Annotated in this window: 17 protein-coding genes; 3 read left to right on the top strand and 14 right to left on the bottom strand. The window is 58.1% G+C overall.

Annotation, left to right across the window (positions count from 1 at the left end):
• Positions 1-73: 73 nt before the first annotated feature.
• From OQ273_RS10420 to OQ273_RS10360, 13 genes are all read right to left on the bottom strand, one after another.
• A complete protein-coding gene (locus OQ273_RS10420; protein ID WP_267990432.1) occupies positions 74-2,428 on the bottom strand; it encodes a methyl-accepting chemotaxis protein in 2,355 nt (784 codons plus the stop codon).
• A gap of 237 nt (positions 2,429-2,665) precedes the next feature.
• Positions 2,666-3,853 carry a Gfo/Idh/MocA family protein gene (locus tag OQ273_RS10415; RefSeq protein ID WP_267990431.1) on the bottom strand — a complete coding sequence of 396 codons (1,188 nt, stop codon included), beginning with the start codon at positions 3,851-3,853 and terminating at the stop codon, positions 2,666-2,668.
• A 3-nt stretch (positions 3,854-3,856) separates the two neighbouring features.
• Entirely contained in the window at positions 3,857-4,918 is a 1,062-nt protein-coding gene (locus tag OQ273_RS10410) for a sugar phosphate isomerase/epimerase family protein (RefSeq protein WP_267990430.1), read from the bottom strand.
• Positions 4,919-4,946: 28 nt separating this feature from the next.
• Positions 4,947-6,080 carry a Gfo/Idh/MocA family protein gene (locus OQ273_RS10405; RefSeq protein ID WP_267990429.1) on the bottom strand — a complete coding sequence of 378 codons (1,134 nt, stop codon included), beginning with the start codon at positions 6,078-6,080 and terminating at the stop codon, positions 4,947-4,949.
• Positions 6,073-6,837, bottom strand: a complete 765-nt coding sequence (locus tag OQ273_RS10400; RefSeq protein ID WP_267990428.1) for a sugar phosphate isomerase/epimerase family protein — start codon at positions 6,835-6,837, stop codon at positions 6,073-6,075. The genes OQ273_RS10405 and OQ273_RS10400 overlap by 8 nt, the downstream gene beginning before the upstream one ends.
• A gap of 24 nt (positions 6,838-6,861) precedes the next feature.
• Positions 6,862-7,959 (bottom strand): ABC transporter ATP-binding protein, encoded by a 1,098-nt coding sequence (locus OQ273_RS10395; protein WP_267990427.1) that lies wholly within the window; start codon positions 7,957-7,959, stop codon positions 6,862-6,864.
• A 4-nt stretch (positions 7,960-7,963) separates the two neighbouring features.
• Positions 7,964-8,905 carry a carbohydrate ABC transporter permease gene (locus tag OQ273_RS10390; RefSeq protein ID WP_425493370.1) on the bottom strand — a complete coding sequence of 314 codons (942 nt, stop codon included), beginning with the start codon at positions 8,903-8,905 and terminating at the stop codon, positions 7,964-7,966.
• On the bottom strand, positions 8,898-9,791 hold the full coding sequence (locus tag OQ273_RS10385) for a carbohydrate ABC transporter permease (RefSeq protein WP_267990426.1): 894 nt from the start codon (positions 9,789-9,791) through the stop codon (positions 8,898-8,900). Before OQ273_RS10385 ends, OQ273_RS10390 begins: the two co-directional genes overlap by 8 nt.
• A gap of 95 nt (positions 9,792-9,886) precedes the next feature.
• The gene (locus tag OQ273_RS10380; protein WP_267990425.1) at positions 9,887-11,119 is read right to left on the bottom strand and encodes an ABC transporter substrate-binding protein; all 1,233 of its coding nucleotides are present in this window, start codon (positions 11,117-11,119) and stop codon (positions 9,887-9,889) included.
• A gap of 364 nt (positions 11,120-11,483) precedes the next feature.
• A complete protein-coding gene (locus tag OQ273_RS10375; RefSeq protein ID WP_267990424.1) occupies positions 11,484-12,122 on the bottom strand; it encodes a nucleoside/nucleotide kinase family protein in 639 nt (212 codons plus the stop codon).
• Entirely contained in the window at positions 12,119-12,916 is a 798-nt protein-coding gene (locus OQ273_RS10370; protein ID WP_267990422.1) for an ATP-binding cassette domain-containing protein, read from the bottom strand. The genes OQ273_RS10375 and OQ273_RS10370 overlap by 4 nt, the downstream gene beginning before the upstream one ends.
• Positions 12,892-13,968 carry an ABC transporter permease gene (locus tag OQ273_RS10365; RefSeq protein ID WP_267990421.1) on the bottom strand — a complete coding sequence of 359 codons (1,077 nt, stop codon included), beginning with the start codon at positions 13,966-13,968 and terminating at the stop codon, positions 12,892-12,894. The genes OQ273_RS10370 and OQ273_RS10365 overlap by 25 nt, the downstream gene beginning before the upstream one ends.
• 157 nt (positions 13,969-14,125) lie before the next feature.
• Positions 14,126-15,151 (bottom strand): sugar ABC transporter substrate-binding protein, encoded by a 1,026-nt coding sequence (locus OQ273_RS10360; RefSeq protein WP_267990420.1) that lies wholly within the window; start codon positions 15,149-15,151, stop codon positions 14,126-14,128.
• Positions 15,152-15,533: 382 nt separating this feature from the next.
• Here OQ273_RS10360 and OQ273_RS10355 point away from each other — a divergent pair, with 382 nt between their 5' ends.
• Positions 15,534-16,760 carry an ROK family transcriptional regulator gene (locus OQ273_RS10355; protein WP_267993074.1) on the top strand — a complete coding sequence of 409 codons (1,227 nt, stop codon included), beginning with the start codon at positions 15,534-15,536 and terminating at the stop codon, positions 16,758-16,760.
• A 106-nt stretch (positions 16,761-16,866) separates the two neighbouring features.
• On the opposite strand, the gene OQ273_RS10350 is transcribed toward OQ273_RS10355, so the two are convergent.
• Entirely contained in the window at positions 16,867-17,838 is a 972-nt protein-coding gene (locus tag OQ273_RS10350) for an EF-hand domain-containing protein (protein WP_267990417.1), read from the bottom strand.
• Between the two features lie 212 nt (positions 17,839-18,050).
• On the opposite strand from OQ273_RS10350, the gene OQ273_RS10345 reads away from it, so the two are divergent.
• Both OQ273_RS10345 and OQ273_RS10340 read left to right on the top strand, forming a co-directional pair.
• Positions 18,051-18,779 carry a response regulator gene (locus tag OQ273_RS10345; RefSeq protein ID WP_267990416.1) on the top strand — a complete coding sequence of 243 codons (729 nt, stop codon included), beginning with the start codon at positions 18,051-18,053 and terminating at the stop codon, positions 18,777-18,779.
• Entirely contained in the window at positions 18,776-20,176 is a 1,401-nt protein-coding gene (locus OQ273_RS10340) for an ATP-binding protein (protein WP_267990415.1), read from the top strand. The genes OQ273_RS10345 and OQ273_RS10340 overlap by 4 nt, the downstream gene beginning before the upstream one ends.
• The last annotated feature ends 1 nt before the right edge of the window (position 20,177 follow it).

Genomic DNA, 20,177 nt, shown 5'->3' with positions numbered 1-20,177 from the left:
CGAGCGCTAACGGTGCGCGTGACACGCCGTATCTGAGGCTGGTTGGGTGTCTGGTTCTTCGGGCGGAGGCTTCTTAAAATTCTGCCCAGTCCTCTGTGGCTGCCAGGGCATTGTTGCCAACCGTTACCGGCACAGCCGCGGATGGTTTGACGGGTTTGGACAAGGGGGCTGGTTTTGCAGATTCTGCTTTTGAGACCGGGCCGTCATCCAGTTTGAATTGCTCCAGAAGCCGGGCAAGGCTGTCGCTGTCGTCGGATAGCATCTGGCTGACCGCATTGTTCTCCTCGACCATGGCGGCGTTCTGTTGCGTCATCTGGTCCATCTGGCCGACGGCGTCGTTGATCCCCTGTATGCCGAGTGCCTGTTCGCGCGATCCCGTCGCGATGGCATCAACGTGATCATTGATACGCAGCACGTCCTCACCGATATTCGACAGCGCGGCGGCGGCGTCGTTGACCAGCCCGACGCCCGACTTAACTTCCTCACCTGATTTCGTAATAAGTTCCTTTATATCTTTGGCAGCATTCGCAGAACGTTGAGCAAGCTCGCGGACCTCCTGGGCAACGACGGCAAAGCCTTTGCCGGCTTCTCCGGCGCGTGCGGCTTCCACGCCGGCATTTAATGCGAGCAGATTGGTTTGAAATGCGATCTCGTCGATTACGTTGATAATGCTGGATATCTCCCCGGACGCTGTCTCGATGCGCTGCATTGCGCTTATGGCATTCGAGACGACTTCGCCTGATTGCTCCGCATTGTCTTTTGTTGCTGCCACCATGCGGCTGGCTTCCTCGGCTCGGTCTGAGGCGGTGCTGACCGTGACGGTGATCTGCTCAAGTGCCGCGGACGTTTCCTCAAGCGCCGCAGCCTGTTGCTCCGTACGCCGTGCAAGATCGTCCGCAGCCCCGTGCACCTGGCCGGCATTGCTGCGTAGCGAGGCCATGCTGCTTCTGACCGCGGCAAGGGTGGAGCACAACTTGGCGGTCGTGTCGTTGAAATTCTGTCGAAGGCTCTCAAGCTCCGGTTTGAACGCCTCGTCGATGGTTTTGGAGACGTCGCCGGCAGCCAGCCTTTCCAGCCCGTCGGCAAGTGCGTCCACTGCTTCGCGTGTCTTGCCGTCTTCAAGCTGTTTGACGACTTCGCGGTCGGCGCGTTCCTTGTCTGACAATTGCTGGTTTTGCCTGGCTTCATCCTCCAGGCGGCTTTTCTCAACGGCGCCATCGCGGAAAACGGCCACCGATCTGGCCATTTCTCCAATCTCGTCCGAGCGCTCCAGGTCGAGGTCGATTTGTGTATCGCCCTCGGCAAGCTCACGCATGCGTTCGGCCAGATTGTTAATCGGCCGGGTAATCGTCCGTGAGAACATAATCGCAAGGATGAGGCAGAGGAGCGAGACGGCACCCGCAATCAAAAGCATAACCGTGCGCATGCGATTCAAGCCGGCGAAAGCCTCTGCTTCGTCGATGCTTGCAAAGACGAACCAATCATGTCCGTCAAGACTCAACGGAACGATGGCCGCCAATCTGTCCGAATTCCGGTAGCCCAAAACTTCGCCTGTCAACACTCCTGCGGTTGCTGCCTTGCTCAGGAGCGGCGTGTTGATCTGCTGTTGCAATGTGTCGTCGCCTTGGGTCAACGGTGAATCCGACAGAATCGAGCCATCACCGTTTATGAGCAGTGTTTCCCCGGTCTGACCCAAGCCCTCCCGGCTCGCCAGGATCTGTGAAATTCGTGTTGAATCTATCCTCAGGACCACGACACCCAGCAGCGTGCCGTCCTTTAACACCGGACGAGCGAAGAAAGCGGCAGGAGCATTGTCGATAGGACCGTAGGGCTGCAAATCAGAAGACACGGTTTGTTCCGTCTCCGGCGCGGTGATCGCCAATCTGAAGCTTTGCGCCAGGGCTGTGTCCTTCCACGGCCCGCTCAGCACGTTCGTGGCAAAGTCGTCCACCTTGGAAACTGAATAGATGATCCCGCCCTTGGGATTGATCAGGATTATGTCGCTGTAACCGTAGTCGGTCACATATCGTGAGAAATAATTGTGGTAGTGCGCATGCACATTGTCATAAACATCGATATCCGGGTTAACCAGCAGATGCCTTTCACCGGCGGCATTCGGATTGTCCGCAATGTAACGTTGCTGCAGGGTTTCGCGTGCCTTGTCCTCAAATAGGCTGAACTCGAAGTCTATGAGTTCCAGCGCCTCAATCGCCGTACGATTTTCAGAAATGAACTCCGCATCCTTGTTGATATTCGCAATGTACTGATGCAGCTCGTTTCTTTTTCCTATCGCCAGCGCGGCTAGTTTGTCTTCCACTTCCTGAACATTTGCCTGTCCCGCGACATAGAGACCGCCCATACTTGTCGCGGCAATCGCGAGGACCGTCATGAGGACAGCGGCCAAGGGCAATTTTTTTGAAATCTGCATCCGTAGTCCCCGACTTGAGCATTGATCCGACTGCGTCGCGGTCGGAATGCGGCATGCCTGTCAAGGCTGGCGTGGATGCATCATGCGGGCGCGATTATCTCATGGTGATAAAATTCAGAAACTGCGCTGCCGGCTGAAACTATGCCGCACGATCTTTAAGAGAGGTTTAAACATCTGGCCCAAGGTTCTTGCAGTACAATTTATACGATTGCTCACCGGTTCGGCTGGCAGTGCCGCCTAGAGTTTGATCCAAGCGGAATTTTGTGCCGATGAACGAACGCAGGCGTCGATGAACCGCATGCCGTCAACGCCGTCCCGAACCGTCGGAAAATGCACATCCTTCGGGATCTTGCCATTCTTTTTTCTGCGGGCCCGAATGGCTGTAGCCGCTTCGCTATAGATATTGGCAAAACCTTCCAGATAGCCCTCGGGGTGCCCGGCAGGCACACGCGTGACCCGTGCGGCCGCGGCATTGGAACCCGCACCGGCCCGGGTTAGCATCTGTTTCGGTTTGCCGAATGGAGTGTACCACAGGAGATTGGGATCCTCCTGCCGCCACTCGATGCCGCCGGCATCTCCATAGATCCGCAGTTTCAGCCCGTTTTCATTGCCCGGTGCAACCTGGCTGCTCCACAGCATGCCCTTTGCCGGCTTCCCTTTCGCCTCGGGTTTGAAACGAAGCAGAACGTTCACATTGTCGTCGACGCGCCGGCCGTCGACAAAGCTGTCGAGATCAGCCGCCAGGCTGTCGGTTTCCAGACCGCTGACAAACGTAGCAAGGTTCCACGCATGTGTACCGATATCTCCGACGCAACCGCCAACGCCTGAGCGTTCGGGATCGGTGCGCCACTCAGCCTGTTTGTTGCCGGTATCTTCCTCCGCCTCGGTGAGCCAGTCCTGCGCATATTCAGCCTGCACGACCCGGATGGTGCCGAGACGCCCCTCGGCGATCATCCGGCGCGCTTGCCGGATCATTGGGTATCCGGTGTAGTTGTGGGTCAGTACAAACAGCGCGTCCGACTTTTCCGCAACTTTGGCGAGTTTTTTGGCATCCGCAAGGGAGGAGGAGAGGGGTTTGTCGCAGATGACATGGATTCCCGCTTCCAGAAAAGCCCTGGCAGCCGGGTAATGGACATGGTTCGGCGTTACGATGGACACCGCTTCAATCCCGTCGTCGCGGGCTGCCTCGATCTTGGCCATGTCCTTGAAGGAACGATAGCAGCGGTCAGGCGCAAGGCCGAGCTCGAGACCCGAAGCAAGAGCGCGGTCCGCATCCGAGGAGAGGGCGCCCGCGACTAGGTCATAATGTCCGTCGAGACGGGCGGCGATGCGATGAACGGCGCCTATGAAGGCGCCTTGACCGCCACCGACCATCCCGAGACGCACCGGAGCGATGTTAGTCTTTCCAGTAGCATGTTTTGCCATATCTTATCCCTGCAACCCTAGCATCCGGTGAATCTGGTTCCTGTCGACCACACCGCCGGCGAAATCGTCAAACGCCTTTTCAGTAACCCGGATGATGTGGTCGGCAATGAAGGGGGCGCCCTCGGCCGCGCCCTGGACCGGATGCTTCAGGCAGCATTCCCATTCCAGTACAGCCCAACTGTCGTAATCATATTGGGCCATCTTCGAGAAGATCGCCGAGAAGTCAACTTGTCCGTCACCCAGCGAGCGGAAGCGCCCGGCACGCTCCGTCCATCCCTGGTAGCCCGAATAGACACCTTGCCGCCCGTCCGGGTTGAATTCGGCATCCTTGACGTGAAAGGCCGAGATGCGCTCGTGATAAATGTCGATAAACGCCAGGTAATCCAGCTGTTGCAAGACGAAATGCGACGGGTCGTAATTGATCGTGCAGCGCTTGTGGCCATCAAGCCGTTCCAGGAACATTTCAAACGTGGCGCCGTCGAAAACATCTTCCCCCGGGTGGATTTCATAACCGACATCGACGCCGTTTTCTTCATAGACGTCAAGGATCGGCCGCCAGCGCCGTGCAAGTTCTGAAAAGGCCTCGTCAATCAGCCCCGCCGGGCGTTGCGGCCACGGATAGAGGTAGGGAAAGGCGAGGGCACCGGTAAAGGAGACGGACACGTCCAGCCCCAGATTGCGCGACGCGCGTGCCGCTTGCTTGAGCTGGGCGACGGCCCATTCCTGCCGGGCAGCCGGATTGCCGCGCAGCCGGACCGGAGCAAAGCTGTCGAACTGCTCGTCATAGGCCGGATGCACCGCGATGAGCTGACCCTGAAGATGGGTCGAAAGCTCGGTGATTTCGACACCGGCTTCGGCACATTGGCCCTTGATGTCCTCGCAATAGGCCTGTGATTGCGCCGCTGTCTCCAGATCGAAGAGCCGTTCATCCCAGGTCGGGATCTGAACACCCTCATAGCCAAGGGATGCTGCCCACTGCGTGATGGCCGGAAGCGAATTGAACGGGGCTTCATCGTCGGCAAACTGCGCCAGAAAAAGGCCCGGGCCTTTGATATTGGTTGCCATGGTTTACTCCGTAACTGAGCAAGGGCGGTTACGCCATCAGCGCAGCCGCCTCATCGGGTGGCAGGGCCTTTGGTCGCTCGCAATCCGTTTCCATGATCTGGAAGGTCCCGTTCTCGCCTGACTTAAGGATGGCTGTCATTACCTCAACAACGTGAAGCGCCATCTCGAGCGAACAGCGATGCGGCCGGTTGACGGCAATGGCATGCGCCATATCGGCAAGGCCTGAGGCGCGGTAGTTGGCAACACCGTTGTCTTCCGATCCTTCATTGATCTTGTTGAACGGATGATTCCAAGCCGGCCTCTCGTCGGTGAACTCGGCCTTGCTCGTGACCTTCAGTTCCCCGCTGAAGAAATTGGGGTCCGGTACGAAAAGGCTGCCGTCTTCGCCATAAAGCTCCATGGGCGAATGACCATGCTGCCACACATCCCAGCTTGCCCCGAGACTGACGGTCGCGCCGTTCCGGAACTCCAAGATGGCATGGAACGTGGTGGGCGTTTCGACCGTGATCTTTTCGCCGTGACGCGGTTGCGACGTGATGGTCCGCTCTGGAGAGGGGGTGGAGGAAAGTGCGGCGACGCGCTTTACCGGCCCGATAAGTTGAACCAGGTTGGTTATGTAGTAGGGCGCTATGTCGAGGATCGGCCCGCCCCCCGGTTTGAAAAAGAAATCCGGATTGGGATGCCAGTGTTCCATGCCGTGGCTGAGCACGTAACAGGTGCCACCGGTAATCTTGCCGACAGTGCCTGCGTCAATCAGATGGCGGGCAAGCTGATGCGATCCGCCAAGGAAGGTGTCCGGTGCTGATCCGATGCGCAAGCCTTTTGACGCTGCGAGCTCCGAAAGGTCACGGCCCTCGGCGACGGACAGTACAAACGGCTTTTCTGAGTAGACGTGTTTTCCAGCCTCGAGGATAGAGCGCGATACCTCATAATGGGCGGCCGGAATGGTCAGGTTGACGATAATATCAATATCATCGGCTGCCAGCAGACCGTCCACAGTTTCCGCCCTCAGTCCGAATTCCTCGGCGCGTGCGCTGGCCGCCTCTTGGCTGATATCCGCGCAAGCCCTGATCTCAAATCCGCTGAAAAGCGGCGCGAGCTTCATATAGGCCGCCGAGATGTTGCCGCATCCCATGATGCCGACACCGAGTTGTTCAGCCATTGGCTTCCTCCGCAAATCTGCTCATTGCCTGGAATGAACGACGTGCAAACCGTTCAAAATCGTTAGGATTGTCATGTTCCATGACGAAGTAGGAAACCTTTGCACTCTCGTTGAGCGCGCGCAGGATGTTCTTCCACGCGACAATGCCGTGACCGACATCCTCCCAACCGTCCTCATCCTCGCACTGACCGGCGGGCGCAATGTCTTTCACATGTACCGACGTGATGCGTGAGCCGTAGTTCTCGATCCATTCGAGCGGCTCGCCGCCGCCGCGAATGATCCATGCGATATCGGCCTCCCAGTCGATGTCCGGCGCCTCGTCAAGGATCACCTTTTGCGGAATGGTGCCGTCGGCGAGCGGGCGAAACTCGAAATCGTGGTTGTGCCAGCCGAAGCGGCGGCCGGTCGCGCGGACTTTCGTATTGATCGCCGAAAGGCGCCTGGCAAATTGCGTGTATCCGGCCGCATCTGTCGGGCGCTGATCCTCATTGAGATAGGGGCAGAAGATCGAGTTGATACCCAAGGTCTCGGCAAGCGCAATGACCGCATCGAAATCATCCTCGAGCGTTTCGACCCCAAAATGGCCTGTGGGCATGGCCAGGCCGTTGTCATCCATTGAGCCGCGGAAGGCGGCGGCGTCCTCATAGACGCCGCCGAAGCCTTCCACCTGGGTATAGCCCATTTGCGAAAGATAACTGAGCACCTTGTCCCAGGGCGTGAAATTGCGTGCGCTGTAGAGCTGAAAAGACAAATCCATTGAAGGTCCAATCAAAAGAAGCAGTTACATTCTGTTTTCGGTTTGCGCGTCGAAGACGGAGGCGCTGACCGGGTCGAATCCGATCTGAAGCGTTTCTCCGACTTCCACAGTCTTCTGTCCGTCCATGCGGAACCGGAATTCCTGATCGGCCAGTGTCGTCCACACCAGTGTGTCGGACCCCATGGGTTCGACAACTTCCACGCTGACCTGGCTGGAAAAGGTTTTGTCGGCTGCATCCCTGCCGGTCGAGACATGTTCGGGGCGAACGCCAAGCCACGCCTGCGATCCGTCGAGTGAGCCGCCGTTTATAAAGTTGTAGCGCGACAAATCGACGTTCATCTGACCAGTGGAAAATTGCGGTTTGTCGCCGCCGTTCAGCGTGCCTTCCATGAAGTTCATTCCCGGTGAGCCGATGAAGCCGGCGACATATTTGTTGGCCGGGTGGTTGTAGATCGCATGCGGTGTGTCCAGCTGCTGAACCTGGCCCCCGCGCATGATTGCGATGCGGTCGGCAAGCGTCAGCGCCTCGATCTGATCGTGGGTCACATAGATCATCGTGTTGTTGAGGCGCTGGTGAAGACGCTTGATCTCGACACGCAGTTCCGCGCGCAGTTTTGCATCAAGGTTCGACAAAGGTTCGTCGAACAGGAAGACGTCGACCTCCCGCACAAGGGCGCGGCCGATGGCGACGCGCTGGCGCTGGCCGCCTGAAAGCTGCGACGGCTTGCGTTTCAGGAGAGGCTCGATCTGCAGGATGGAGGCTGCTCTGGCGACCCGTTCGGCGATCTCGGTTTTTGCCATCCCGGCATTCTTGAGGCCGAATGAGAGGTTTCCCTCGACACTCATCTGCGGGTAAAGCGCATAGGACTGGAAGACCATGCCGATGCCCCGGTCTTTCGGCTCCTCCCAGGTGACATTCTTGCCCTTGATAAAAATCTGACCGTCCGAGATATCGAGCAGACCGGCAATGCAGTTCAAAAGGGTTGATTTTCCGCAACCCGAGGCGCCGAGCAGCACCAGGAATTCGCCATCAAATATGTCGAGGTCGAGTTGTTCCAGAACCTTCAGCTCGCCGAAGCTGAGTGACAGGTTGCGGATTTCGATGCTTTTGGATCCGGCCATTGATCTAACCTTTCACCGCGCCGGCGGCGATGCCGCGCACGAAGAGCTTGCCAGAGATAAAATAGATGACGAGTGGCACGAGACCGGTGAGGATCGTGGCGGCCATGTTGACATTGTATTCTTTCACACCCTGAACCGAGTTGACGATGTTATTCAACTGTACGGTCATCGGGTATGTGTCGGGCTTTGTATAAATCACACCGAATAGGAAGTCGTTCCAGATACCGGTGACTTGAAGGATGATTGCGACGACAAAGATCGGCAGGCTCATCGGCAGCATGATCTTGAAATAGATCCGCCAGAAACCTGCGCCATCCACACGGGCGGCTTTGAACAGCTCCTCCGGGATGGATGTGAAATAGTTCCTGAAGAGAAGCGTCAGGATCGGCATGCCGAAAATCGAATGGACGAGAACCAGACCCCAGATGCTGCCGTAAAGGCCGATTTCGCGCAACACCACGACAATCGGGTAGATCATGATCTGATAGGGAATGAACGCGCCGACGATCAGGATCGTGAAAAAGACATCGGCGCCCTTAAAGCGCCAGTTGGCAAGGGTGTAGCCGTTGATGGAGGCAATGACGATAGAGATCACGACGCTTGGAACCGTGATCCTGACCGAGTTCCAGAAGCCGCGGCTCAGCCCGTCGCAGTTGAGGCCGGTGCAGGCTTGCGACCATGCCTTGACCCAGGGCTCGAAGGTAATGTCCACGGGCGGCGAAAAGACGTTGCCGAGACGGATTTCCGGCATGCCTTTGAGCGATGTGACGATCATGACGTAGAGCGGCAGAAGATAGTACACGGAGACGACGAGCAGCGTTCCGTAGACAAAGATATTGCGCCGGGAGATTCTGCGGCGGGGCCGTGGACCGCTCGGTCCGCGTGCACTTTCCTTGAGTGCGTCCGCCGCGACGACAGCCGTCGCCAGGGTGCCGGGATTAGACACGTCGTTTCCCTCCGAATTCCAGATATGCCCACGGCACGATGATGATAATCACCGTCAGCAGCATCATGGTTGAGGCCGCGAACCCCTGTCCGAGATTCTGATTGAGGAACATGAAGTCATAGACATATTTGGCCGGAACCTCGGAGGCGATGCCAGGGCCGCCGCCGGTCTGGGCAACAACCAGGTCATAGACCTTCACGATACCGGAGGCGATGATCACAAGCGTCGTGATAAACACCGGCCGCATCATCGGGATGATGATCAGAAGGTAAGTCTTCCATGTGGAAATCCCATCGACCCGGGCCGCCTTCCAGATGTCCTCGTCGATCCCCCTGAGACCGGCGAGCATGAGACACATGATCAGGCCGGTGCTTTGCCACAGCCCGGCAATCAGAACGCCGTAAATGACGATGTCGGAATTGTAGAGCGGGTCAAAGGTGAACGTATCCCAGCCAAGGCTGCGGACAATGTTCTGAACCCCGAATTCCGGATTGAGAACCCATTGCCAAACCAGACCGGTAACGATGAAGCTGAACGCAAATGGGTAAAGGAGAACGGTTCTGAAGGTGTTTTCGAACCTGATTTTCTGATCGAGCAGGGCAGCCAGGACAAAGCCGAGCACCAGAGACAGGATCAGCATGCAGATCCCGTATACAAACAGGTTTTCGATTGAAACGAGCCAGCGATTTGTGGACCAGAGCCGGTCGTACTGATCAAGCCCGACGAACTTCAGGCGCGGCAGAAGTTTGGAGCCGGTGAACGAATAAACAATCGTCCATACCGAACATCCCACAAAGATGACGAGCGCGGTCAGGACCATCGGAATGGCTGCGATTTTGGCACTGAGATGCCGGAAAATTTGCACGGGGCGGCGAGCGTCCGTCATCGGAAGATCCTCCCACGGTCCAGTTCATAAAATGGTTTTTAAACGCCTGGCGGCAGCCGGCCAACAAGCCGGCTGCACGGTGGAGTTACAGAGGTCTAGTCGGCAGCCGCGACGATCTGCGCAAAACGCTCCTGCGCATCCTCTGGCGTAATGTTGTTGTCGTTGAAGAACTCCACGAACAGGTCGTTGATCTGTCCAAGGGAATCCGGCGACATCAACTGGTTCGTGTCGGATATGATGTTTCCTTTGGCGAGGATCTCAAGGCCCTTCTTCATGCAGTCATTGGCTGCTGCAAGGTCAACATCACCGCGAACCGGCAACGAGCCCTTTTTCAGATTGAAATCGACCTGAACCTGTTTGGAAAGCATCAAGGACGCAAGTTTCGCCTGGGCTGCCGACAGCTCTTCATCGTCAAGCTTGGGGAAATAGAAGGCATCGCCGCCCGTGGAAATCACTTCGTTGATGCCCAGACCGGGCAGACAGGTGTAGTGTTCGCCTGCAACTTGTCCTGCTACCTGGAATTCGCCCTGTGCCCAGTCTCCCATGATCTGCCCGCCGGCCTTACCGGTTATGACAAGATTTGTTGCCTGGTTCCAATCTTGAACGTTGGACTTCTGTGACATTTTGCGGGCGTCATCTGCCGCCTTGAAAACCCGGGCGACATCGGGACCGGCCGCGACCTCGGCATCATGATCGCCATAGACCTTCTGAAACACCTCCGGGCCGGCCAAAGCCACCATCAGCACCTGGAAGGCGCCGGATGTCTGCCAGGACTGCTGACCCATGGCGAGCGGAATTTTGCCTGCGGCTTCAAGCGCCGGAGCGGCGGCAACAAATTCGTCCCAGTTGCTGGGGACCGGCACGCCGGCGTCCTCAAATGCCTTGTTTGAGAGCCAGATCCACTGCCACGAGTGGATGTTGACCGGAACACAGTAGATTTTACCATCCACAGTGCAGGCATCCAGCAAGCCTTTCGGATGGACAAGGTCTATCCAGCCCTCGGCTTCGGCAACATCGGTCAGATCGCGCATCAGGCCGGCTTCGACCAGTTCTTCCGCCTGGCGTCCATGGTTGAACTGGGTCGCGCCCATTGGATCGCCGCCGGTGATGCGGCTGATCATGGTCGCGCGGGCTGTGTCGCCGGATCCGGCGATAGCACCATCCACCCAGTTGTTGCCAGCGGCGTTGAAAGCGTCGGCAAAAGCCTTGACCGCCGCTGCCTCGCCACCTGATGTCCACCAGTGTGTGACTTCCAGGTCGGTGGCAGACGCGGCGCCGGCAGCAGCCAGAATTGTGGTTGCTACAAGAGCTGTCCTGATACGATGCATATGAACCTCCCATGGGCGCTGGTCTCCCGCCGCGCCCGAATGATCTGTGAAGACCGTTACACAAGTAATCGATTACATCCTGAAAAATGGCAGTTTGTAATCGATTACATTTGAAGCATGCGACGAGACGCCTATGGTGTCAAGTTCTTATTGCCGGCTGTATTTGCTGTTTGGAGATTTGGTTTGACGCAACGGCGTCAAGACAAAACTCGACAGGCCGGATGCGTCGCAAAAACCGGATTAGAATCAATCGTTTCTACGGAGCAAAAGGATGAACGCTGAAGTACAGCGCGTCGCGCCGAGGCTGTGGATCATTGCTACTTTCAGGCGAGAATGACTGGATCAGGCGGTATCTGGACATGCCCTAGGTCCTGTTCGAAACGTCGAGGATAACATCGGCACGCCTGGAATGATGGAGCACGTTCTCGGCATTCGGGATGTCGTTTCCGAGAGCTTTTTGATGTGCGGCCTCGGGATCGTAGCCGTGATCGATCCATCGCGAAACAAGACGGTCGCGAAGGGTATCCATCGATGCGCTCAGAAAGACCGTGATATCGAAAATGTCCTGAAGCGTGCACCAGGGCGTTTCATCAAGCAGCAGGTAATTGCCCTCAACCAGCACAACCCGGCAGTTGCGTGCGATCGTGATCGTGTTTTCCCGGACACAATCATTTGTCCGGTCGAAATCCGGTGCAAGATGGTCCCGGCTCGCATCGCGCAGTTCGGCAACGAAGCGGACGAAGGCTTCGGCATTGAAGGTTTGCGGCGCACCTTTGCGTTGACGCAAACCCAGATCGTCCAGCGCTGAGTTGTCCATATGAAAGCCGTCCATCGGCACGATGCATGCGGGCTGGCCAAGAGCGATCAAATCGTTGCGGAGGCTTTCCGACAAGGTGGATTTGCCAACTCCGGGCGGGCCGGCGATGGCGACAAGGGTGCGGCGGTTCTTAGCAGCCGAACCGGCAATCATGGCCGGAAGGTCTGCGGACGCGATTGACTTCATGCAGCTTCCAGCTCTTCAGGCACCTTCGCCCCGGTCATATAGGCGACGGCATCCGACATGCTGTGTTCCTTGGGATTGATGACGCATAACCGCCGGCCGAGCCGATGGATATGGATCCTGTCGGCAACCTCGAAGACATGCGGCATGTTGTGGGAAATGAGCACGATTGGAAGGCCGCGGGACTTCACGTCGAGGATGAGATCAAGCACGCGGCGCGATTCTTTTACGCCAAGTGCCGCCGTGGGTTCGTCCATGATGATGACCTTCGAGCCGAAGGCCGCGGCCCGCGCGACGGCCACGCCTTGCCGCTGGCCGCCGGAGAGTGTCTCCACGGCCTGGCCGATATTCTGAATTGTCAAAAGGCCAAGTTCGCTCAGCTTGTCGCGGGCGAACCTCTCCATCGCGGAGCGGTCGAGCTGGCGGAAAATCTTGCCGGCAAGACCCGGCTTTCGCCATTCGCGGCCAAGGAACATATTGTCGGCGATCGACAGGGCAGGGGACAGCGCAAGATTTTGATACACGGTCTCGATACCGGCCTGCTGTGCTTCGAGCGGCGTGTGGAAATGGACCGGTTTGCCCTCCAGCAAGACTTCGCCTTCGTCAGGAACAACGGCCCCGGAGATTGCCTTGATCATCGTCGATTTTCCGGCTCCATTGTCTCCAATGACCGCCAGGATCTCGCCGGGATAAAGATCGAAATTCGCGTGATCGAGGGCCACGACGCGGCCAAACCGCTTGACGAGATTGCGGGCTGTGAGAATAGGCTCGCTCATACCGAAATCTTTCTTATCCATTGGTCGATCGCAACGGCCGAGATGATGAGCAGGCCGATCAGCAGATAGGTCCATTGCGGGTCGGTGCCGATCATACGCAGGCCCAGCGAGAAGACCCCGACGATCAACGCGCCGAACATCATGCCGAGGATCGAGCCGCGGCCGCCAAACAGCGAAATGCCACCGATCACCACGGCTGTAATCGATTCGATATTGGCGAATTGTCCGGCCGTTGGCGACACCGAGCCGATGCGCCCGATCAGCACCCAGCCGGCGAGGGCACAGATGAGCCCGGCACAGACATAGACCGATATCAGTGTCCGTTTAACACGGACCCCCGCGAGTTCCGCGGCATCCGGGTCATCCCCGACCGCATAGACATGTCGCCCCCAGGACGTGTGATTGAGAACATAGTTGAGCGCCAGAACCAGCAGCACCATGGTGATGACGCCGAAGGTCAGGACGGCGCCGCCGATCGAAATCTTGTTGCCGAAGAACTGAAGCAAGGGGGCGGATTGCGAAATGTCCTGGCTGCGGATCGTCTCATTGGCTGAATAGAGGAAATTGGAGGCAAGGATAATCTGCCACATGCCGAGTGTGACGATGAAGGGCGGCAGCCGGACGAGCGCGACCAGCGCGCCATTGATAAAGCCGCAGGCCGCTCCGACCGCAAAACCGCACAGGACCGCGATTTCCGGCGGAAATCCGTAGCGGAATGTGAACTGCCCCATAACCACGGATGACAAGACCATGATTGCCCCGACCGAAAGGTCAATGCCCGCCGTCAGGATCACCAGTGTCTGCGCCGCTCCGACAAAGCCGACAATCGCGACCTGCTGAAGGATAAGCGTCAACGCGAACGGGGAAAAGAATTTGGACCCGACAATCAGTCCGAAGATGAGGAGGGACATGACGAGGACGATGAGCGGCACCGCTGCCGGATTGGAGTGCAGAAGGTGCTGCAAACGCTCCAGTGGGGTGTGGTGTCTGTGGTCAAAGGACGCGACCTCCGTCGCGCTTTGATCGAGAACCTGCTCGAAATCCTCTCCGGCCTTGTCGGTGGTATCGGGCATGACTGTTTCCCCGGGTTAAATGGCAAACATCAGGATCGGCAACGTCGTCGCGCGCCATCCGTGTGCTGCCATGCCTGGTATTGTCCTGAAGGTGTGCGGGTTTGTAAACCGCACCGGTTCGGGCTGTTTGCCCGAACCGGCCAGCTTCAAAGGCTCATCAGCCCCAGCACTTGTCCATGCCTTCCTTGGTGTCGATGGACGGAACACCGTCAACCGGCTGGTCTGTGACCAGCGCAACACCGGTATCGAAGAAATCCTTGCCTTCGGTGTTGGTCGGCTTGGTGCCATCCTTGGCCCAGGCAGCAATCGCCTCGATGCCGAGTGAAGCCATGAGCAACGGGTATTGCTGCGAGGTCGCGCCAATAACGCCATCGGCTATGTTCTGTACGCCCGGACAGCCGCCATCCACCGAAACGATCAACACGTCGTTTTCGCGGCCAACCGCTTTCAGGGCCTCATAGGCTCCTGCGGCGGCAGGCTCGTTGATCGTGTAGACGACATTGATGCCCGGATCTTTTTGGAGAAGGTTCTCCATGGCCGTGCGTCCACCTTCTTCATTGCCGGCCGTCACTTCGTTGCCGACAATGCGCGGATCATCCTCATCGCCCCATTTGCCGGGATCTTTCAGGTCGATACCAAATCCCTGCAGAAAACCCTGGTCGCGTAAAACGCCAACCGATGGCTGGCTGACCGCAAGGTCGAGCATTGCGATCTTGGCGTTCTTAGCCTCGTCGCCGAGAGTTGCCGCCGCCCATTGCCCGATCAACTCGCCTGCGAGGAAATTGTCGGTCGCGAATGTCGCGTCAGCCGAATCGATTGGCTCGAGCGGCGTGTCGAGTGCGATCACCAGCAGACCGGCGTCCCGCGCCTGTTGCACTGCCGGCACGATCCCTTTTGTATCTGAGGCCGTGATCAAAATGCCCTTCGCACCGTCAACGATGCAGGTTTCGATGGCGGCAACCTGACTTTCCGAATCGCCGTCAATCCGACCGGCATAGGACTTCAGTTCGATACCGAGTTCTTTCGCCTTTGCTGTCGCGCCTTCTTTCATCTTCACGAAGAACGGATTGGTGTCCGTCTTGGTGATAAGGCAGGCGCCAATGGTTTCGGCCTGCGCCCCTGTTGTTCCGGCGATACCGAGTACCATGGCACCGAGGCTTGCTGCGATGAATGTATGTTTCACGATCTTCCTCCCGATTGATCACTTTGGTTGCAGCGCCGCTCCTAAAGGCAAACTGCAACCGCTCGGCCGGCAGGCCTTCGGGCATCTCCGGCAAGGAGAGGCCGCCAGGTTGTTCCGGCTGGCTGGACACGCAGACCCTGAAAGTCGGGTCGACTTGCCCGTTGAAGAGGCGTCCCGACGCCGCCACCAGCATGCAATGGTCCTTGCGGGCAGACGTCTCTACGCTGGCAATCACACATGCTGCATGGCGTCTTGTCAATAAATAAATCTACTTGATTTATTTATTTTCTGTGCCAAAGTGCGCCGGCGAGGAAGAAATTGCCCACCCGTATAGCTATGCTTGTCGTGGCCTCAGGCCAACGCGGGGGAAAGCAGATTGAGTATGTCGCCTCACAACAGGGCGGACGACACCGTGAAGCGGATCAAGGATCCGAGCGGTGGTTCCAACCAGACACGCGTACGTGCGCACAATGAACGCCTGGTCATGTCTCTGGTGCGCCGCCATGGCAGTCTTGCCAAGGCAGACATTGCGCGGCGTACGGGACTTTCCGCGCAGACGGTATCCGTCATCATGCGGGCGCTGGAAAAGGATGCGCTGCTGATCCGTGGTGAACCGGTTCGCGGCAGGGTTGGGCAGCCATCGATCCCGATGGCCCTTAATCCGGACGCGGTTTTTTCCGTCGGCCTGAAGATCGGGCGACGAAGCGCGGACCTTGTCCTGATGGATTTTATCGGCGGCGTGCGCCGTCAACTGCGCGAGACGTTTGCCTATCCGCTGCCCGGACAGATCATCCGGTTCGCCGAAGCCGGTCTGCGGCAACTCCAGGATGAGCTCGATGAAACCTCCAGAGGCCGCATCGCGGGCATCGGCATTGCATCGCCCTTCGAGCTTTGGAACTGGCTGGACCAGGTCGGCGCGCCCCGCAACGAGATGGATGCCTGGCGCGATTTCGACTTTGCGGAGGCCATGGCTGACATCACGGACCTTCCAGTGATCGTTCAAAATGACGCGACTGCTGCGTGCGGCGCAGAACTTGTGTTTGGCCGCGGGCGTGAGTTTTCGGACTTCGCCTATTTTTTTGTCGGCTCCTTCATCGGTGGAGGGCTGGTGCTCGACCATGCGCTTTATACGGGCCGAAGCGGCAACGCCGGAGCGTTTGGGCCGATCCCGGTTCCTGGACCGGGCGGAAAGCCGCGTCAGTTGCTCAACCAGGCATCAATCTTCGTTCTCGAAAACCGGTTGAAGGAAGCCGGGCTCGACCCGTCGCCCCTGTGGCTCAATCCGGATACATGGCCGGACTACGGCGTCATATTGTCGAATTGGATCGACGAAACATCACGAAACATCGCGATCGCGATTGTCGCCATATCAGCCATCATCGACATGGAGGCAGTTCTGATCGACGGCGGTTTTCCGAGATCCGTGCGCACCCGTCTGGTTGAAACGGTCGAAAGAGAGTTTCACAAGCTGGACAGGCAGGGCATCCGCGAGCCGGCAATTGTCGAGGCTCAGGTGGGTGCCGAGGCCCGGGTCATCGGTGGCGCCAGTCTGCCGATCTTCGACCGTTTCATGATCGATCAGTCCGTGTTGACGAAAGTGCCCGCCTGATCGGTTTGAGCTGTTCAACCCGAATGGTCGCAGGGTGAGACAGCAAACAGCCCGGCTTCGCAGCCGGGCTGTCTCCATTCAAGCAACTGTTGTGCTGTCTGACCTGTTAGCCTTGCGTGTCAGGCTGGACAGGCTGAACCGGCTTCATTGGTTTTTGCATGGATGCGCGGTCTTTACCCTTTTTCATGTGCTGACCCGAGCGCTTGCCCTTGTGCTTGCCGCCTTTCATGTCCGCCTTGGTGACGACGCCGTCGCCATTGCGGTCATGCTTTTTGACAAAGTCTGCATTGCCCGCTGTGTACTCTTCGAGCGTGATCGACAGATCGCCGTCGGCGTCATAGCGTTGGAAGCCGCGGACGATCCGGTTGTCGTTCATGCCCTGCCAGATCGTGGTGAACTCTTCGAGCGATACGGCCTGGTTGCCGTCGGCATCGGCGCCGCCGAAGATTTCTGCGCGAACGGCATCGAACTCGGCGCGGGTGATCTTGCCGTCCTTGTCGGTGTCGAAGCGTTCCATCAGCCGGGCGGCGCCCTGGCCGTGACGCGGACCGCCGCGTTTTGCCATCTTGCCTTTTTTGCCGTGCTTGCCACCGGCCTTGGCTTGATCGCCCTTGGCAGGACGGGTCAGTTCACCATCGCCGTCACGATCAAGCCGGCTGAACATGCGTTCCGAGGCCGTATCGTATTCCTCGGCGGAGATGGCTCCGTCGCCGTCGCGATCGAGGCGCTGGAATGCTCTGACCATGCGGTCTCTCGACTGATCGAGCCACGCGGCACGGAAGTCCTCAAGCGAGATCGTATCATCGTCGCCGGAGAACGCATTGAAGCGTTCGACAATGACGGCGTCGACTTCTTCCTGCGTGATGACGCCGTCCTTGTTGACATCGTAGCGCTCAAAGGCGCGCTTCATCGCGCCGCGCTGGCGCTTGCCGTGCTTGCCGGCACCGGCATGAGCCATGCGCTTCTCTGCGACGGGTTTGTTACCCGGGGTTCCGGATTGTGCGAGGGCCGGTACAAGGCTTGCGCCGAGGAAAGAGGTGGCCATAAGGGAAACGAGGATTTTCTTGGGGGTGCTCATCGTTCCTGTCCTTTCGGTTCGTTGCGATAGCCTGAAGCTAGGTCCGGGTTGTCGCAAAACTACGACCGTAAAGCCCCCATTTTGTCGCCAACTGTCGCAAGGCGCGCGATTGATACACTTTGTTACACTTTCCATTTCATCATGGGCAATCAAAGGGCTAAGTCTCTGATTACAAGGAGGCTGTATCGCCTCCAACACCGGGCAGATCGCGCATGAACGACACGAGCGCACATATCCTGGTCGTCGACGACCATCGCGATATTCGCGAAACCTTGGCGCGTTATCTCGTCAAGAACGGATTGCGTGCGTCAGTTGCCGACAGCGCCGCCCAGGCCCGCAAGACTCTGACCGCCGCATCGGTCGATCTTGTTGTTCTCGATATCATGATGCCTGGAGAGGACGGTTTGTCATTCTGCCGTTACCTGGTTGAAAAGGGTGGTCCGCCCGTCATCCTGCTCACCGCCATGGCGGAGGATACGGATCGGGTTGTCGGCTTGGAGATCGGCGCCGACGACTATGTGACCAAACCGTTCAATCCCCGCGAATTGCTGGCGCGCATCAAGGCTGTGCTGCGCCGTACGGCGCTCGTTCCGAAAGAACGCGACCCCGTGACAAGCGAACGGCTCGCCTTTGAGAACTGGGTCCTTGATCTCTCCAGGCGCCATCTCATCGGTCCGGATGATGTCATCGTTCCGTTGTCGACCGGTGAGTTCCAGCTCCTGGTCGCCTTTCTTAAAAGACCGAAGGCTGTACTTTCGCGCGATCAATTGCTCGATTTGACGAGCGGGCGCACACCCAATGTCTTTGACCGCTCCATTGACAACCAGGTCAGCCGGCTGCGCCGCAAGATCGAGCGGGACGCGAAGAACCCCGAACTGATCAAGACGGTCTGGGGCGGCGGCTACACGTTCACGGCCGATGTTCGGGATCCGGACTCATGATCTGGCAGCGCATCACCCTTTGGCCCCGCACGCTCGCAGGTCAGTTGATCGGATTGATTCTGATCGCGCTCGTGGTATCGCAGATATTTACTCTGTGGCTTTTCACTGATGAGCGGCGGGTCGCATTGATCGAGTTGGCGGGTGGGCGCGTGGTTGCGCGTACGGCCGCGCTCGTCGAGCTTCTTGATGATACGCCGCCGCAATTGCACGACCAGCTTCGACGGGCTGCATCCAGCCCGCTTTCCCATTACTGGATATCAAATCGACCGGCGCTGGAAAAAAGCGGCGAGAACCGGACAGACCAGCGCATCCGAAGGGCGCTGACGGATGAAATCGGCGAGGACCGCGACGTGCGAACGCAGGTCGGCCCGAATATCGAGATACCGCGCTATCATCGCGGAAAGCCGCGCGCAGATCGGCCTGAAAAGAAGAGCGCGACGCGGCGGGTTCCTCTGGTGGTCGCCATGTCCGTCCAACTGGAAAGCGGGCGCTGGCTGAACATGGCCTCCAGCTTGAATATGCAGCGCAGTTCGCTTGAGCGTGTCTTCGCATCCATTGGCATCATGGCCATTGCCGTGATTGTAATCGTCGGATTCACCGTGCGCCGGCTGACCAAACCTCTGCGCAATCTGGCAGACGCCGCCGATCAGCTTGGCCGCGGGGCTGAAGGTCTTCAGGTTGCAGAAGCCGGGCCGCATGAGGTTCGAAGCGCCATCCACGCCTTCAACGTTATGCAGGAACGCCTGACCCGATACGTGCAGGACCGCACCAAGATGCTCGCGGCCATCAGCCACGATCTGCGCACACCGATCACCTCGCTGCGCATCCGGGCGGAATTTGTCGAGGACGAGGAAAACCGAGACCGCATCATCCAGACGCTTGACGAGATGCAGCGCATGGTGGAGGCCACATTGGCCTTTGCCCGTGATGAGGCGAGTGGAGAACAGCAAAGTCGCGTCGATCTGGGTGAGTTCCTCGACGCCATTGTCACCGATTACCAGGACATGGGCCAACCCGTACAGTTTGATGGAGGCCTGTCTGAAAACAGCGGCCGCATCATCGTCACATGCCGTCCGCTTGCCATCAAGCGCGCATTGCGTAACCTCATCGACAACGCCGTGCGTTACGGCGGTGAAGCCGGTATCGGACTTTCCGACGATGAACGCTCGGTCCGTATCACAATCTCCGACAAAGGTCCGGGCATCCCGGAGGACAGGCTCGACGAGGTTTTTGAGCCTTTCCTGCGCCTGGAAGATTCCCGCAGCGAGGAGACAGGTGGCATCGGTCTTGGCCTTGCCATCGCCCGCTCAAATATTCACGCCCATGGCGGAACTTTGAAACTGACGAACCGGGAGCAGGGTGGCCTGACCGCCACTGTGGTTTTGCCGAAGGGTTGAG

This window comes from Hoeflea prorocentri, from assembly GCF_027944115.1.
In the GTDB taxonomy this organism is placed as follows: domain Bacteria; phylum Pseudomonadota; class Alphaproteobacteria; order Rhizobiales; family Rhizobiaceae; genus Hoeflea_A; species Hoeflea_A prorocentri.
This window is presented reverse-complemented; position numbering and strand designations above follow the sequence as displayed.